Source organism: Thiomicrolovo sp. ZZH C-3, assembly GCF_054862725.1.
This window is the reverse complement of sequence record NZ_JBTKXX010000001.1, coordinates 1,399,293-1,413,542: the sequence shown is the minus strand read 5'-3', so window position 1 is coordinate 1,413,542 and position 14,250 is coordinate 1,399,293. Positions and strand designations below refer to the sequence as shown.

The 14,250-nt window shown below is 62.0% G+C and carries 16 protein-coding genes; 8 read left to right on the top strand and 8 right to left on the bottom strand.

Going from position 1 to position 14,250, the window contains the following annotated elements; genetic code table 11:
* Positions 1-39 precede the first annotated feature (39 nt).
* Positions 40-711: a class I SAM-dependent methyltransferase gene (locus ACXWTF_RS07235; protein WP_461714329.1), complete on the bottom strand. Its 672-nt coding sequence runs from the start codon at positions 709-711 to the stop codon at positions 40-42.
* Between the two features lie 145 nt (positions 712-856).
* Between ACXWTF_RS07235 and recR the strand changes: the two genes are divergently transcribed.
* Both recR and ACXWTF_RS07225 read left to right on the top strand, forming a co-directional pair.
* A complete protein-coding gene (gene recR / locus ACXWTF_RS07230) occupies positions 857-1,426 on the top strand; it encodes a recombination mediator RecR (protein ID WP_461714328.1) in 570 nt (189 codons plus the stop codon).
* A 4-nt stretch (positions 1,427-1,430) separates the two neighbouring features.
* On the top strand, positions 1,431-2,966 hold the full coding sequence (locus ACXWTF_RS07225; RefSeq protein ID WP_461714327.1) for a bifunctional aminoglycoside phosphotransferase/ATP-binding protein: 1,536 nt from the start codon (positions 1,431-1,433) through the stop codon (positions 2,964-2,966).
* On the opposite strand, the gene ACXWTF_RS07220 is transcribed toward ACXWTF_RS07225, so the two are convergent.
* Positions 2,963-4,306: a DUF4139 domain-containing protein gene (locus ACXWTF_RS07220; protein WP_461714326.1), complete on the bottom strand. Its 1,344-nt coding sequence runs from the start codon at positions 4,304-4,306 to the stop codon at positions 2,963-2,965. The two genes, ACXWTF_RS07225 and ACXWTF_RS07220, sit on opposite strands and share 4 nt — an antisense overlap.
* A 224-nt stretch (positions 4,307-4,530) precedes the next feature.
* Between ACXWTF_RS07220 and ACXWTF_RS07215 the strand changes: the two genes are divergently transcribed.
* From ACXWTF_RS07215 to ACXWTF_RS07190, 6 genes are read left to right on the top strand one after another with little or no spacing between them, the layout of a single operon-like run.
* Positions 4,531-5,199, top strand: a complete 669-nt coding sequence (locus tag ACXWTF_RS07215; protein ID WP_461714325.1) for a hypothetical protein — start codon at positions 4,531-4,533, stop codon at positions 5,197-5,199.
* Positions 5,199-5,618, top strand: coding sequence for a hypothetical protein (locus ACXWTF_RS07210; protein ID WP_461714324.1), 420 nt, complete (start codon positions 5,199-5,201; stop codon positions 5,616-5,618). The genes ACXWTF_RS07215 and ACXWTF_RS07210 overlap by 1 nt, the downstream gene beginning before the upstream one ends.
* Entirely contained in the window at positions 5,615-6,589 is a 975-nt protein-coding gene (locus ACXWTF_RS07205) for a transporter (protein WP_461714323.1), read from the top strand. The genes ACXWTF_RS07210 and ACXWTF_RS07205 overlap by 4 nt, the downstream gene beginning before the upstream one ends.
* A 10-nt stretch (positions 6,590-6,599) precedes the next feature.
* A complete protein-coding gene (locus tag ACXWTF_RS07200) occupies positions 6,600-7,247 on the top strand; it encodes an energy-coupling factor ABC transporter permease (protein ID WP_461714322.1) in 648 nt (215 codons plus the stop codon).
* Complete coding sequence (locus tag ACXWTF_RS07195; RefSeq protein WP_461714321.1) at positions 7,237-7,785, top strand: hypothetical protein; 549 nt, start codon at positions 7,237-7,239, stop codon at positions 7,783-7,785. Before ACXWTF_RS07200 ends, ACXWTF_RS07195 begins: the two co-directional genes overlap by 11 nt.
* Positions 7,778-8,560 (top strand): energy-coupling factor ABC transporter ATP-binding protein, encoded by a 783-nt coding sequence (locus ACXWTF_RS07190; protein ID WP_461714320.1) that lies wholly within the window; start codon positions 7,778-7,780, stop codon positions 8,558-8,560. Before ACXWTF_RS07195 ends, ACXWTF_RS07190 begins: the two co-directional genes overlap by 8 nt.
* A gap of 27 nt (positions 8,561-8,587) precedes the next feature.
* On the opposite strand, the gene ACXWTF_RS07185 is transcribed toward ACXWTF_RS07190, so the two are convergent.
* Genes ACXWTF_RS07185 through ACXWTF_RS07160 form a run of 6 tightly spaced genes read right to left on the bottom strand, consistent with a single transcriptional unit; the run spans position 8,588 to position 14,239 of the window.
* Positions 8,588-9,571 (bottom strand): lytic murein transglycosylase, encoded by a 984-nt coding sequence (locus ACXWTF_RS07185; protein WP_461714319.1) that lies wholly within the window; start codon positions 9,569-9,571, stop codon positions 8,588-8,590.
* Entirely contained in the window at positions 9,552-10,349 is a 798-nt protein-coding gene (locus ACXWTF_RS07180; protein ID WP_461714318.1) for a shikimate dehydrogenase, read from the bottom strand. Before ACXWTF_RS07180 ends, ACXWTF_RS07185 begins: the two co-directional genes overlap by 20 nt.
* Positions 10,346-11,752, bottom strand: coding sequence for an anthranilate synthase component I family protein (locus tag ACXWTF_RS07175; protein WP_461714317.1), 1,407 nt, complete (start codon positions 11,750-11,752; stop codon positions 10,346-10,348). The genes ACXWTF_RS07180 and ACXWTF_RS07175 overlap by 4 nt, the downstream gene beginning before the upstream one ends.
* 12 nt (positions 11,753-11,764) lie before the next feature.
* Complete coding sequence (locus ACXWTF_RS07170; RefSeq protein WP_461714316.1) at positions 11,765-12,463, bottom strand: SPOR domain-containing protein; 699 nt, start codon at positions 12,461-12,463, stop codon at positions 11,765-11,767.
* Entirely contained in the window at positions 12,456-12,992 is a 537-nt protein-coding gene (locus ACXWTF_RS07165) for a DUF1882 domain-containing protein (protein ID WP_416768199.1), read from the bottom strand. Before ACXWTF_RS07165 ends, ACXWTF_RS07170 begins: the two co-directional genes overlap by 8 nt.
* Positions 12,992-14,239, bottom strand: coding sequence for a serine hydroxymethyltransferase (locus tag ACXWTF_RS07160; protein WP_461714315.1), 1,248 nt, complete (start codon positions 14,237-14,239; stop codon positions 12,992-12,994). The genes ACXWTF_RS07165 and ACXWTF_RS07160 overlap by 1 nt, the downstream gene beginning before the upstream one ends.
* Positions 14,240-14,250 lie beyond the last annotated feature (11 nt).

Here is a 14,250-nt window from a genome sequence, read left to right as displayed (position 1 = left end):
GAGTTAAGTAGATCTAGACCTTTTGGCTGATCAGTTTGCTTACAGAGACTTGCGATAAGTAGCAAAAAAGTGCGGCACTGGTGGGGTCTGGTCATCGTCGTAGGCGACAAAGCTCTCCTCGTTTAGGCCCGCTCGGACGAAGCCGCCGATCTCGTCTTTGTCGAGGGGGAGGGGGATGGCGTCAGTCTGCTCACCGGCCAGGCGGCTGCGGCAGGAGACGAGGATGGTGCCGCCGGGGGCAAGGAGCGAGACCATGGCGTCGCGGGCCATGATGCGGTACTTGCCCGGCAGCACCTGGATGGTGTTGCATTCGTAGACGACGTCATAGGCCCCCCGCCACGCTTCAGGGTAGTTAAAGAGGTCGGCGATGAGGTACTCCACTTTGCTGTCGGGGTAGCGGTTTTTGCACAGCGCGATGGCGCTGGGGGCGATGTCGAAGGCGGTGACGTCGTAACCGTAGGCGGAGAGCTCTTCGGCGTCGTCGCCGACGCCGCAGCCGACGGCGATGGCCTTTTTCTTCTCCCCCGGCGCGAGGGGGTGCATTTTGAGCCAGTCGGTCAGATAGGGGTTGGGGGCGAGGTCGGCCCAGAAGACGGCGGTGTGGTCGCCGTCGGCGCTGCTGTAGATGCTGTCGAACCACCCCAGCGGGTCGTCGCGCTCCTGGTAGGAGCGGACCATCTGCCTGTATGCTTCGGGGTCAAACTCTGCCATGACGCTGCTCCTTCTAATGCCGTAATCTTTTATTCTAGGCCGAAACAGGTAAAGGTTTTCTATCATCGCCGTTCCCGTTTTAATTGCTGAAAAATCTTTCAGGCGGCAGCGCCTCACCGGGGCGGCTTTACGCTAAAATAGCGCTATGAAACACAGCCTTGAGAAGTTTACGCGCCTTGTCGACGCCCTGCAGGAGCTCCCGACCGTGGGGCAGAAGTCGGCGACCCGCCTGGCCTACCACATGCTGATGCACGACAGCTTCGGGGCGATGAAGATAGCCCACGCCATCGAGGATGCCGTCGGCAGCATCAAAAAGTGCCGCTCGTGCGGGGGGATGAGCGAGGACGAGCTCTGCGGCGTCTGCTCCGACGGGGGACGCGACGTATCGCTGCTGTGCATCGTCGAGAACGCGAAGGACATTCTCACCATCGAGGAAAACGGACTTTTCGGCGGACGCTACTACGTCCTCGACGCCCTCGACCGCCTCGACATCGATCACCTGCGCGCCACGGTCGGCAGCGGCGTCGAGGAGATCATCTTCGCGCTGACCCCCTCCATCGCCAACGACGCCGTCATCCTCTACATCGAGGACAAGCTGGAGGGGATGGACGTGCGGTTCACCCGGATCGCCCAGGGGGTCCCGACGGGCGTGAGCCTGGAGAATATCGACATGCTCTCCCTCGCCCGGGCCCTCGAAGACCGCGTCAAGGTCTAGTAAAATGACCGAGCGCGACCACGACCGGCTGGTGCGCAACCTGCGGCTGCTGCAGCTGCCCGAATCCTCCCTTATCCAGACCCACATCTCCAGCGTCATCATCGCCAAAGACGTCGTCTACAAGCTGAAAAAACCTGTCGACTTCGGTTTCCTGGACTACTCCACCCTGGAGCGCCGCAAACTGTTTTGCAGGGAAGAGGTGCGCATCAACGGCCGCTACGCCCCGCAGCTCTACCTGGGCGTCGTCGCCATCACGGGCAGCATCGCATCACCGGAACTGGACGGGGAGGGCCCGGCCATAGAGTACGCCGTGAAGATGCGCCGCTTCGACGCCGGGGCGCAGCTCGATAACATCGCCGCTGCGAGGGGACTCACCGACGACGAGTGCGACGCCGTCGCCGACACGGCCGCCGCCATGCACGACGGCGCACCCGTTGTCGACCCCGAGAGCGACTACGGTACGCCCGCGAGGGTCATCATGCCGATGCAGGAGAACTTCGACCTCATGGCCTCCCTGCACCGCGACGGTGAGCTGGCCGCGGACGTCGCGGCGCTGGAGCAGTGGACGCAGGCGGAGCATGCGCGCCTCACCCCGCTGCTGCAGCAGCGGCGCGATGAGGGCTTTGTGCGCGAAGTCCACGGCGACATGCACCTGCACAACATGGCGCTCTTCGACGGCAGGCCCATGCTCTTTGACGCCATCGAGTTCAACCCCTACCTCAACCACATCGACGTCATCAGCGATCTCGGCTTTTTACTGATGGACCTGGAGTACAGGGGACTGGCCCGGCAGAGCCGCCGCATCCTCAACCGCTACCTTGAACATACGGGTGACTACGCCGCCGTGGCCCTTCTGCCCTTTTACAAAACCTACCGGGCCATGGTGCGGGCGAAGGTGCTCGCCCTCCACGCTGCGCAGGAGATTACGGAGGAGGAGCGCGAGAGCGTCATCGACGAGGTACGCGCCTACATCGCGCTGGCAAAAAGCTACGGGGAGAAGAGTGAGCCTTTTCTGATGATCATGCACGGCGTCTCCGCGTCGGGCAAGAGCACCCTGGCCCTGAAAGCCGTCGAGGCGTTCGGCGCGCTCCGCCTGCGTTCGGATATCGAACGGATGCGCCTCTTCCGCAGCGAAGGGGATGAAGTGGATATCTACACGCCGGAGGCGACGGCGGCGACCTATGGAAGGTTAGAGGGGCTTGCCGCAACGCTGCTGGAAGCGGGCTGCAGTGCCATTGCCGACGCGACTTTCCTTACTGCGCAGCAGCGCAACCTCTTTGCCGCACTGGCTGCGCGCCGGGGTGTTCCCTATGCCATTTTGGACATCGAATGCGATGAAGAGGAACTTCTGCGCCGCATTCGGCTGCGCAGCGAGACGGGCGACGACGTCTCCGAAGCGGACGAAGCGGTCCTCGCCATGCAGCAGCGCAGAGTGAAGCCGCTTTCACCGTCGGAGCAGGCGAACCGCTTTGTTCTGCAGTGCGACGCGCCGCTGCCGGTCAAGGCGCTGGCGGCGTTTATAGAAGCGCAGAAGAGTTAGGGCTTGGGGATGCGGTAGGAGACCTGCCATGTTTTGGTCTCCCCCGCCTTCAGTGTCGGTGAGAAACGGATGGTGTAGCCGTCGCGTCGCTCGTAGGAGAGCGTGCTTTTGATGGTCGTCTTGCTGTCCGAGGAGACGCCGGGCACGAGGACGTCGACGCGTTTGGCGGCGTCAGAGCGGTTGGAGAGGCGGTAGGAGACGGTTAGGTTCCAGTAGCTGCCCTCGTCCTGGCGCTTCACCAGCGTGCTTTTGGCGACGATGTCGAAGTTCGTCCCCAGGCGGAGGGTGACCGTCTCGTTTTTCGGGGTGTTGTCCAGTGGGCTTTCGCCCAGCAGGATGGTCGTGCCGTCCGTCTCGGCGTAGGTGCGCACCGTGCCCGCGGGCAGCGGGATGTCGAAGCCTTCGAGGTCGACGAACTGGCTGACGGGGCGTTTCAGCTCCGCCCCGCTTTGCAGGGGCGGGGGCATGGTCACCTCGTAGCGGCGTGTGAGCGCATGGGACGGTTGGTCGATAAAGCGTATCTGCGTCTTTTCATTGTCGGCAAGGGTGACCCTGAAGGGGACGGTGTAGAGGTGGTACCCCTCGACGGCCTGCTCTGCCACCGGTGCCGCCGCGGTCTCCATCATCACCTTGCCGACATAGCGCCGCGGCTGGGCGGCACGGTTGATCTCCCCGGCGAGCAGGTGAAGCTTCGTCTCCTCAAAACGCTTGCCCGAACGGTTGTTGACGGTGATCCATCCCGTCAGGTCCCCTTTATTGCCGTCCAGGGTGAGGGTGTAGTCGCTTTTCCATTGGATGCTGCCTATGAGGTAGTCCAGCGCCATCTCGCCGCGGACCCGCTTGGAGGCCTCGACGTTCCAGACGAGGGAGGGTTTCATGATGAGGGTGTCGGGGATGGTGTCGAAGATGAAATCCTCGCTCCTGATCCCGCTCTCGATGCCGCGGTCGGTCTGCACGACGGCGGGCGATGCCGCCAGCAGTACCCCTCCGCCTATGTCCGGATGCTCTTTGTCGCCCGTTTTAAACCGGACACGCTTGCCGATGTTCGCCTCGATGATCTTGGCCAGGGTGATCTTGTCGAAACGGTACTGCTGCGAGTAGAGCGTCACGCCGGAGGGCAGCCGCACGCTGACGGCGTCGGTCTGCACCGTCGTCGCCACACCCGGGTAGACGATGCTCTGTTTGCCCTTCTCGACGCTGAGCTGCCGTTTCTCATGCACCAAGCCGATTCCGGCGTTGTAGATGACGAGGGCCGTTTCCGTCGAAGCGGGCGAAAGGGTGGCGGCGAAGAGCAGGGGAGAGGCGAGCAGCGTCAGAAAAAGCGGACGGGTCGGGTGCATGGCGGCTCCTTGGTAAGGGGTGGATTCTTGTGCTGTCAGTGTAGCAGTTTTTTGTAACGCGCCGTCTCCGCAGCGGTTGGTGTGGAGGAAGAAGCGGGCTTTTTGTCTTTTCTAGTCCGAAAACAATATAAGAAGTGCATTCGTTTAGTACGGCTTTAGAGATCCTTCCTTAAGATGCAGGTGAATAAGGATTCAGATCAGTCTGGTCTGTTTTGGAGGCAAGCATGTACCGACTCTTTCTTCTGCTGGCGACGGTGACGGCGCTCATGGCCCACGAGTACTGGATCGACGCGTCGGGCACGCTGAAGCGCGGCCACCTGGGTGCGTCCGCTTCGGAGCATATGCATAAAGACGATGCGGTGCGGCAATACCCCTCGGAACGCTACTGCCGCCGGGGCGGCAGCGTCGATGAGACACAGGGGGCCTTCGGGGTCTCCGGGCGCGTCGGCACGGCCTGCGACACCATGATGGTTGTCCTGCACCTGGGCAACTACGCCAAAACCCCCTACGGCATCGTCACGGCGTCGGAGGCGAACCCTTCGATGGTCATAAAAAGCTGGGAGAGTGTAGAGAGCGTCAAGCGCGTGGAAAAACTGTCTGATTTCGCCCCCCTGGGCAAAGGGTTCGAGCTCAGCTTCAGCCGGGACCCCTCCGTCCTGGAAGCGGGGGACAAGATGCGCCTCCTCGCCACCTTCGACGGTGCGCCGAAAGCGGGTGCGGTCGTCGCCTACGAAGGGCGGGTCATCGGCACCACGGACGAAGCGGGGCGCATCAACGTCCGCATCCGCCACGCGGGCCTGCAGCAGATCCGCGCCACCCTGCGGCAGCCGCTGGCAAACGCCCCTGTCGCCGAGCGTCTCTACAACGCGACGCTGAACCTGGAGGTGAAGTAATGCGCTGGCTTCCCGCACTGTTTACCCTGGTATCGCTGCTCGGCGCCCATGACCTTGTGCACCGGGTGTCGCATTCGGAGTGCATCGCCGTCTCCTTCGCCTACGCCGATCAGAGCGACTTCTCCTACCAGGCGTATGAACTTTATGCCCCTGGGGAGACGATCCCCTACCAGGTGGGACGGACGGACAAAGCCTCCTCGCTCTGTTTCCGGCCGACGAAGCAGGGGGTGTGGACCCTGAAGGCCTTCGGCGAGGACGGGCACGGCGCGGCGGTGGAGATCACCGTCGATGAGCATCTGGCACTGGACGGGTATGCGCAGCCGCTGTTCGAGCGGTTCCAGAAGGCCTTTGTGGGGCTTGCGCTGATCTTCGCACTGTTCTGCGGGCTGTATCTGTATAAAAAAAGGAGAGTAGAGTGAAAAAGGTATTGGGAATAACGGCGCTGGCGTGTGCCGCGGCATGGGGGCACCACGGGGTCCCTTCGATCAGCCTGACGGGCGTCGACGGGCCGGGTGCACCGCTGGAGACGACCAGCTCTACGACCCTCCCCGAAGGCTCTTTCCTGGGCTACCTGAAGCTCGATCACGCGACGTACAAAACCTATACCGGTGCCAAAGACGGCGAAATGGAGCGAACGGACTACTGGCTCTACGGCCTGGGCTACGGGGCGACCCCCTACCTGAGCGCGTACGTGTTCATGCCCTACTATACGAAGGCGCTGGATGATTCGACAATGGTCTCGGGTTTCCATGACGTTAATGTCCAGGTCGTGCTCGGCCTGGTCTACGACGAGGGGTTCAAGCCGGCCCGCAAAAACGAAAGCCTGGACGACATGGAGGATTGGCACTTTACACTCTTTGTGAACGGTACCCTTCCGACGGGGGATTCCGAACGCACCGACGGCAGCGGGGCCCTCATCGACCCCGGCATGCAGACGGGGTTCGGCGAGCCCTCGCTGATGGTCGGGGCCAGCATGACCAAGTGGTTCGGCAACGCCTTTACCTTTGTCGGCGACTGTTCTTATAATACGTTCTTTGAACACACCTATGATGACGGCACCAAGCTGCGGTTCGGGGACGAGTACCGTGTCAACGGTGCGCTCACGGCGCGCGTTTACGAAGTGCCCAAATCGCGCCTGCGGCTCGATGCGGCCCTCGAGGCGAACTACCTCTACCTCGGCCGGGACGAAGAGGACGGTGTCGGGGCCGAGGCGACAGGCGGGTCGATCCTTTATACGACCCCGAGCCTGCGGGTGACCTACAAGACGATCTCGGCGGCGCTGGGCGTGAAACTGCCGACGGCAACGGACCTGAACGAAGAAGATCTTCAGCAGGGTGCCGAGGGGAAAGAGCGCTACCGGCTGATCTTTACCTTCTCGACCCTCTTTTAAAGGCGACCAGATGCACATCCCCGACGGTTTTCTCTCCCCGGCCACCTACCTCCCCGCCACGGCCGCGGCGGCAGGCCTCATCGCCCTGGCCCTGAAGCGCACGGAGCTCGACGCCGACAGGATCGCCGGCGTCGCGGCGATCAGTGCCTTCAGCTTTGTCGCGATGCTCTTTGCGATCCCGATGCCCGGGGGCACCTCGGTACATCTGGGCGGGGTGGGGCTGATGGCGGTGCTGTTCGGCCCCTGGACGGCCTTCGGGGCGCTCTCGCTGGTGCTGCTGGTGCAGGCGCTGCTCTTCGGGGAAGGGGGGATCACCGCTTACGGGGTGCATGTCATCGCCATCGCCTTCGCCGGGGCGCTCTCCGCCTACGGCATCTACCGGTTCCTGAAGCGGGTTTCGGAGCCCGTGGCCCTCTTTGCGGCGGGGTGGACGGGCCTCGTCGTCCCCGCCGTCATCGTCGCGGTGCTGCTGGGCATCCAACCGCTGATCGCCCACGATGCCTGGGGCAAACCGCTCTTTTTCCCCTTCGGGCTGGAAGTGACGCTGCCGAGCATCGTCATCCCGCACCTGATCGCGGGCCTCGCCGAGGGGGCCGTGACGGTGATGATGGTGCGGTTTTTAAAGCGCTATTTCAAAGGGGTGTTCGATGCGGTATGACCGGCTCTGGCTTTTGGCGTATCTTGCAGGGATCGTCGCGCTCGGCTATATCCACGATGTCCGCGTCGTTGCCGCGACCGTGCTTGTACTCATCGCGCTGGGAGGGCGGCGACGCTGGCTGCTGCTGCGCCGGGCGGTCGCGGCCCTGCTGCTTTTTAACGTGACGGTGACAGTGGCCTACCTTCTGGCCCACTATTTTTTCGGTCTGCCGGAGGCGGCGCTGCTGCTGATCAACCTGCGGGCCCTGGCGATGACGCTGATGACCTTTACGCTGGTGTCGCGCATCAACATGGCCCGCGCACTTTCCTTCTCAAAGACGCTCTCGCTGCTCTATACGCTCTGCGTCTCGCAGATCATCGCTTTCATGCGAAGTTACGCGGCCTTTTCGGAGGGGATGAAGAGCCGCCACGCGGGGCGGCAGCGCGGTACGAGGCTGCACGCGCTCCTGGCCCAGCTCCACTATTTTATGTACAGGACGCTCTCGCTGTCGCAGGAGAATGCGATGGGGATGCGCTCCCGGGGGGTGATGGATGATTGAATGCCGTAACGTCTCTTTTGACGCGACCGATTTTGAAGGGGAGAAGCTCCCGCTGCTGCGCGAGCTCTCTTTTAGCATAGAGGAGGGGGAGAAGGTCGTACTTTTCGGGATCAACGGCTCGGGAAAATCGACGCTGCTCAAGCTTCTTAACGGGCTGGAACAGCCCAAAAGCGGCGAGATCCTCTACGGCGGCGCCTTGATGGACAAACGGTTTCTCAAGACCCACAAGGCGACGTTTAGGCGGGAGAACGTGCTGCAGATGCAGGACCCCAACAGCATGCTCTTTAACACGAGCGTCTACGAGGAGATCGCCTTCGGCCCCCGCAGTTTCGGTTTCGACGATGTCGATGAGAGGGTGCGGCACTTCGCGGAGCTCTTCGGGGTGACGAAGCTGCTCGAACGCGCCCCCTACCGGCTCAGCGGCGGCGAGAAACAGCGGGTGCTGCTGGCCTCCCTGCTGGCCGTCGAACCGAAGTTCCTGATGATGGACGAACCGACGGCGCACCTGGACCCGCCGACGACGGGGTGGCTGGTCGAGCTGCTGCAGGAGATGAAGATCACGACGCTGCTCTGCACGCACAATCTCAGCCTCGGCCGGGAACTGGGCACAAGGGCCCTGGTACTGGGGCCGGACCATACCCTGCATTACGACGGCCCCGTCGGTGCGCTGTTCGAGCACCTGGATATCCTGGACGGGGCCAGCCTGCTGCACCGCCACCGCCACACCCATGACGGCAAGGAGCATACCCACGCCCACCTGCACGACTGGGCGTAAAACTGACTTTCTTGTTGGGATACCGTTTTATTTCTGCAGTAAAAGATGCGCGTCGTAGGCAAGCCGCAGCACGCCGACGGCGTAGTTGCTGGAGTTGTTGTAGCGCATGATCTTCTTGACGTAGACGGCGAGGTAATCCAGCTCAGGTTTTTGGCAGGCGAAACAGTTGTAGGTGCGGCCGTTGCGCCCCTTGTCGAAGGCAAAGGAGGCGTTGTCGTTGGCGAAATCGTAGTCGTACCACGCCGATTCCACCGTCGGCATCTCCGGGAACTTCTTCCAGTCAATCAGTGCCGTAAAGGCTGCATTTTCATTCAAAAAGCGCGCGGTGGAGAGGATAGCGTCCTCCATCCGTTCCAGGTCGCCCGTCCCTTCGCCGTAGCGTTCGATAAGATAGAAATTCTGCGGCATGAACTGGGGGATGCCGACGGCCCCGGCGTAGGAGCTTTTGAAGCGGCATTCGGCCGGGGCGATACCGTTGGCGTAGCAAAACCGCATCAGCGAGACGATGTTGCGTTCGGCCATGGCGAGGAGGCTTTTGTTGCGCGGGGTAGTGCCGGGGAGTTCGCGGATCAGGGTGTTAAAGACGGTGAAGGCGTCGTGCTTGGATGGGAAACGCCCCAGCCGGGTCTCCTTGGCGAGGATGGCGGCGATGACCTCCCGGTTGACCTTGAAACGTTTCTCGGCCTCGTCGTAGGCGGCGCGGTACTGCCGCAGGTTCTCGACCATGGCGGGCACGAAGGTGACCAGTGCGTTGTTGGCGCGCTTCTCGTTGGCGTGGTGGACCTTGATCATTTTCGGGCTGAAAAGGCGCAGGCTCTTGCCGTCGCGCAGGGCCGTCTGGGGGTCGAGCAGGTAGCGGTTGGCGTAGTCGATGCTGACGCCCTTGGAGACGGCCTTTTTGCAGATCGCTTCGTAGGCGTCCAGCCTGAAGGCGCAGTCGCTGTAGGCAAAGAGGGTGGTGCCGAGCAGCGGGAGCAGCAGGAGCGCGCGTTTAAAAAGCGAAACTTTCACGCATCACCTCTTCGATGGTTTCGGCACTGTAGCGCTCTTCCGTGAAGAAGCGGTTGGCCAGGACCCCCTGGCCCAGGAGCATCTCGGCACCGTCGATGGCGCGCAGACCGTGATCGGCGCACAGCGCGAGAAACGGTGTCACTTTGCCGTAGATGGCGTCGGCTCCGTAGCGGCTCTGCTGCAGCAGCGGGAGCAGGAGCGCTTCGGGGGCGGGGAGGCTGTCGTCTTCGAGCCCGGCCGAGGTCGTGTTGACGACGAGGTCGTACGCTTTGGGGGTGAAATCGTCCCAGGTCATCGTGGTAAAGCCGTCGGCGGCGAAGGGGGCGAGGCGGCCCGCGGAGCGGTTAAGCAGGTGGACCGTTTTGCCTTCCTGCCGCAGCCGCGATGCCAACGCCCGCGCCGTGCCGCCCGCGCCGAGGATCAGGACGTCGTTGACGTTCTCAAAATTGCGGATGGCAAAGAGGAACCCGTCGGCATCGGTGTTGTAACCGATGAGTTTCCCGTTCTCGTTGATGATCGTATTGACGACGCCGACCTCCCGGGCGAAACCGCGGATCTCGTCGCAGGCATCGAAGGCGGCCTCTTTATGGGGCACGGTGATGTTCGCGCCCCGAAGCCCCAGGTCGAAGAAGGTCTTGCGGAGTTTTGCACCGTCGGAGAGGTGCACCCGCGTATAGCAGCCGGGAAACTCCAGGCGCTTGAAGACGTGGTTGTGCATCAGCGGTGAGCGGGAGTGGTGGACGGGATCGCCGAAGATGGCGAAGAGGGCGGGGGTCAAAACTTCAGGTCCTCCAGGGAACTCATGAGTGCTCCCAGTTTGTTCTGGACTTCGAGGTATTCAAGCTCGGGCTGGGAGTCGGCGACGATGCCCGCGCCCGCCTGCAGGATCACCTCGCCCGGTTTGACGAGGGAGGTACGGATCGTGATGGCGCTGTCCATATTGCCGTCGAAACCGAAGTAGCCGATGGCCCCGCTGTAGAAGCCGCGTTTGAGCCCTTCGAACTGGGCGATAAGCTCCATGGCACGGATCTTCGGCGCCCCGGTCATGGTCCCGGCGGTGAAGGTCGCCATAAAGAGGTCGAACATATCCTTGTCGTCGCGCAGTTCGGCCGTGACGTCGCTGACGATGTGCATGACGTGGGAGTAGCGCTCGATGTGCATCATGTCCTCGACCTTGACTGTCCCCGTCTTGGCGACGCGGCCGATGTCGTTGCGGCCCAGGTCGATGAGCATCAGGTGCTCGGCGAGCTCTTTGGGGTCGGCGAGGAGCTCCTCTTCAAGCTCGCGGTCGCGCTCTTTGGTGTCGCCGCGTTTGCGCGTTCCCGCGATGGGGCGCAGCAGCAGTTCGTTCTCCTGCAGGCGCACCATGACCTCCGGGGAGCTGCCGACGATGGCGAAATCTTCGTACTCCAGCAGATACATATAGGGCGAGGGGTTCTTGGTGCGCAGGATGCGGTAGAAGCTGAAAGGGTCCACATTCGCTGTGCGGGTGTAGCGGTTCGTCATCAGGATCTGGAAGACGTCGCCGCTCTTGATCATCTCCTTGGAGTCCGCCACCATCTCGAAGAAGCGCTCCTTCGTAAAGGCGAAACTTCCCCCTTCGTCATTGCGCATCGGTACGAGGGGCGTGTAGTCGTACTCGCCTTTGATCTCGGCCTCAAGGGTGCCGAAGCGCTCCGCCATCGCGTCTAGCGTCGTCAGCAGGGTGACCTTGTGGTTCTGGTGGGAGTAGACGACGACGAGCTTGGGCAGGATCAGGTCGAGGTCGGGCACCTTCATGGGGTCGTCGAGCTTCTCCATGTAGGTTTTCAATACCGGTTCGAACACCTTGACCATGTCGTAGCCGATGTAGCCGATGAAGCCGTCGGCGTAGCCGATGTCGAGATCTTTGCAGACCGCCTTGTAGGGGGCGGTGTCTATCGCGGCATAGTAGGACTTGAGAAAGTCGAACGGGGAGGTCGCGGACACTTCCGTTTCGCCCGCGGCGTTCGTGTAGCGGGTCTCACCCTCACGGTACTGCAGCCGCTCGCGCGCACCGATCAGGACGATGCTGTTCTTGCCGCCGCTGCCGCCGGCACTCTCGAACAGGAAGGTGATCTCGTCCGCGAAAGCGTTTTTGAGTTTCTGGTAGAGCGCGATCGGCGCGAACTGATCGAGCATAAACTGGGTGTGGTGGAACATGACTCTCGCTTCTTACGGTTTGATGGTATAGATAAACGCGCCGGATTCGATCTTGCGGCGGACATCCTGCAGGCGCGCTTTGGCGTCGCTGCGGTTTTTGAACGGACCGACGAGGACCTTGTTGGTCGTCGCGCCGTTGATGACGACACGGTGGAAGGTATAGTCGTACCCGTTGCGCTTGATGTTGTCCAGGAAGGTGCGGTTGGGCTTGTAGCGGCTGAACGAGCCGACCTGGATGTAGACGTCACCCGGTGCAGGGTGGCCTGCGACGGCGGGTGCGGGCGTCGGTGCCGGAGCCGGTTTGGGCTTCACGACCGGTGCGGGGGCCGGTGCCGGTGCGACTTCGGGTGCCGTCTCATCGATGACGATGATGTCGCTCTGTGCGATCGGCACCGGTTTGGCGATCTCGGGGGCCGACGCCGGTTCGTCGAGCGTTTCGGGAACCGGTTCCGGTTCCGCTGCTTCGGCCGTTTCAGCCGGTGCATCGACGCTCGCCGGAGGCGTGACCGGTGCCGCGACGGGCCGGGAGACGAGTTCGGGATGGGCGACCTGTACGGGCGCGGAACCGCTCATACGTCCCATGATCACGATGATGACGATGGCGACGATCACCAGCGATCCGACTCCGATAAGCATCTTCTTGCGGGTACCGTCCCGCGCGCTCCGGTTGAGGATGATATCGTTGAGTTCGTTGTGGTGTTCGTCAGGCATGCTGAGCTCCTTTGCTGCCGCCGGGTGTAAACAGGGCGTAGGGAAGATTGATGATGTTGTAGGCATCGGGCAGGGTATCGGTCGGGAAGACCCGCCATTGCCGGTTCATTTTCTCTTCCAGTTTTTGGGAAATGATTTTACCCATTTCAACGGCCTGTTGTAAAGCGTTGCCGCAGGGAATGTAGAGGTGCAGGTGCTGCGGGGTGGCAGAGCGGAAGGTGACAAGGTCTTCGTAGCCCAGTCCGGCGAGGACCTTTCCCGCATGGTGGTAGAAGTGCTTTGCCGCGTCGCCGTTGTAGTCGATCACGATAAAAGGGACGTTACCGTCATCGTCGACAAGGGGGTGGGCCAGGGTGAGCTGCCCGGCGCGGTGCGCGTTGATCAGCGCATCGCTCAGCGGGGCGGCGATCTGTTTGTATTTTGAAAAGAAGGTGCGGTTCCCGAAGGGGATCTGCTCGGCCACTTCCGGCATCTTCTGCCAGTAGTGGGTCCGGACGATCCGTTCGAAAAAACGGGCCTCTCTGTCCATCAATACGTCGGCTGGGAGTAGATGACGAACTGCTGGGCGAGGGTTTTGAGCTCTGCTTTGATCTCCGCCTGCTTGGCTTCGTTCTCGATATCATCGAGGACGTCGCAGATGCGGTTGGCGATGATCTCGAACTGCTCCTCTTTCATCCCGCGGGAGGTGAGTGCGGGGGAACCGATACGGATACCGGAGGTGACAAAGGGTGAGCGGAATTCGCCCGGCACGGTGTTCTTGTTGACGGTGATGCCCGCACGGCCCAGTGCCGCGTCCGCGTCTTTCCCGCTGAATTCGCGGTCGAGGAAGGAGACGAGAACGAGGTGGTTGTCCGTACCGTCACTGACGACCTTGTAGCCGCGGCTCATGATGACGTCGGCGAGGACGCTCGCATTGGACTTAACCTGCTTCGCGTAGGCTTTCCACTCTTCGGAGAGGTTGTACTTGAAGCCGACGGCCTTGGCGGCGATGACGTGGACCAGCGGTCCGCCCTGCAGCCCCGGGAAGATCGCGGAGTTGATCTTCTTCGCGATATCTTCGTCGTTGGTCATGATGAGACCGCCGCGCGGTCCGGCGAGGGTCTTGTGTGTCGTCGTCGTGACGACGTCGGCGTACGGGAACGGGCTCGGGTGCTCACCGGCGGCGACGAGACCGGCGATGTGGGCGATGTCCGCGAAGAGGATCGCACCGACTTCATCGGCGATCTCACGGAACTTCTTGAAGTCGATCTCACGGGCATAGGCGGAAGCGCCGCAGACGATGATCTTCGGCTGGACAATGCGCGCGATATCCATGACGCGCTCGTAGTTGATGCGGCCGTCGAGTTCGACACCGTAGGTGAAGCTCTGGTAGTTCTTGCCCGAGAAGCTCGGCTTTGCACCGTGGGTCAGGTGACCGCCGTGGCTCAGGTCCATCCCGAGGATCTTGTCGCCGGCTTTGATCAGCGCGGCGTAGACGGCGCCGTTCGCCTGGCTCCCGGCGTGGGGCTGGACGTTGGCAAACTTACAGCCGAAGAGTTCGCAGGCGCGGTCAATGGCCAGCTGCTCGACGGCATCGGCGAATTCACAACCGCCGTAGTAGCGTTTTTGCGGGTAACCCTCGGCGTATTTGTTCGTAAAAACGGAACCCATCGCCTCCATGACGGCCGGCAGGGTAAAGTTCTCGGAAGCGATCATCTCAAGGTGGTCGGTCTGACGCTCCAGCTCTTTTTCACACAGGGCATAGACTTCGTTGTCAAACTCTTGCAGAAAGCTCATTTTTTTCCTCT

Coding starts and splice junctions, on each gene's coding strand:
- ACXWTF_RS07160 (WP_461714315.1), bottom strand. CDS start 14,239: ATGAGCTTTCTGCAAGAGTTTGACAACGAAGTCTATGCCCTGTGTGAA.
- ACXWTF_RS07235 (WP_461714329.1), bottom strand. CDS start 711: ATGGCAGAGTTTGACCCCGAAGCATACAGGCAGATGGTCCGCTCCTAC.
- ACXWTF_RS07190 (WP_461714320.1), top strand. CDS start 7,778: ATGATTGAATGCCGTAACGTCTCTTTTGACGCGACCGATTTTGAAGGG.
- ACXWTF_RS07210 (WP_461714324.1), top strand. CDS start 5,199: ATGCGCTGGCTTCCCGCACTGTTTACCCTGGTATCGCTGCTCGGCGCC.
- ACXWTF_RS07215 (WP_461714325.1), top strand. CDS start 4,531: ATGTACCGACTCTTTCTTCTGCTGGCGACGGTGACGGCGCTCATGGCC.
- ACXWTF_RS07170 (WP_461714316.1), bottom strand. CDS start 12,463: ATGCCTGACGAACACCACAACGAACTCAACGATATCATCCTCAACCGG.
- ACXWTF_RS07175 (WP_461714317.1), bottom strand. CDS start 11,752: ATGTTCCACCACACCCAGTTTATGCTCGATCAGTTCGCGCCGATCGCG.
- ACXWTF_RS07220 (WP_461714326.1), bottom strand. CDS start 4,306: ATGCACCCGACCCGTCCGCTTTTTCTGACGCTGCTCGCCTCTCCCCTG.
- ACXWTF_RS07165 (WP_416768199.1), bottom strand. CDS start 12,992: ATGGACAGAGAGGCCCGTTTTTTCGAACGGATCGTCCGGACCCACTAC.
- ACXWTF_RS07225 (WP_461714327.1), top strand. CDS start 1,431: ATGACCGAGCGCGACCACGACCGGCTGGTGCGCAACCTGCGGCTGCTG.
- ACXWTF_RS07195 (WP_461714321.1), top strand. CDS start 7,237: ATGCGGTATGACCGGCTCTGGCTTTTGGCGTATCTTGCAGGGATCGTC.
- ACXWTF_RS07200 (WP_461714322.1), top strand. CDS start 6,600: ATGCACATCCCCGACGGTTTTCTCTCCCCGGCCACCTACCTCCCCGCC.
- recR (WP_461714328.1), top strand. CDS start 857: ATGAAACACAGCCTTGAGAAGTTTACGCGCCTTGTCGACGCCCTGCAG.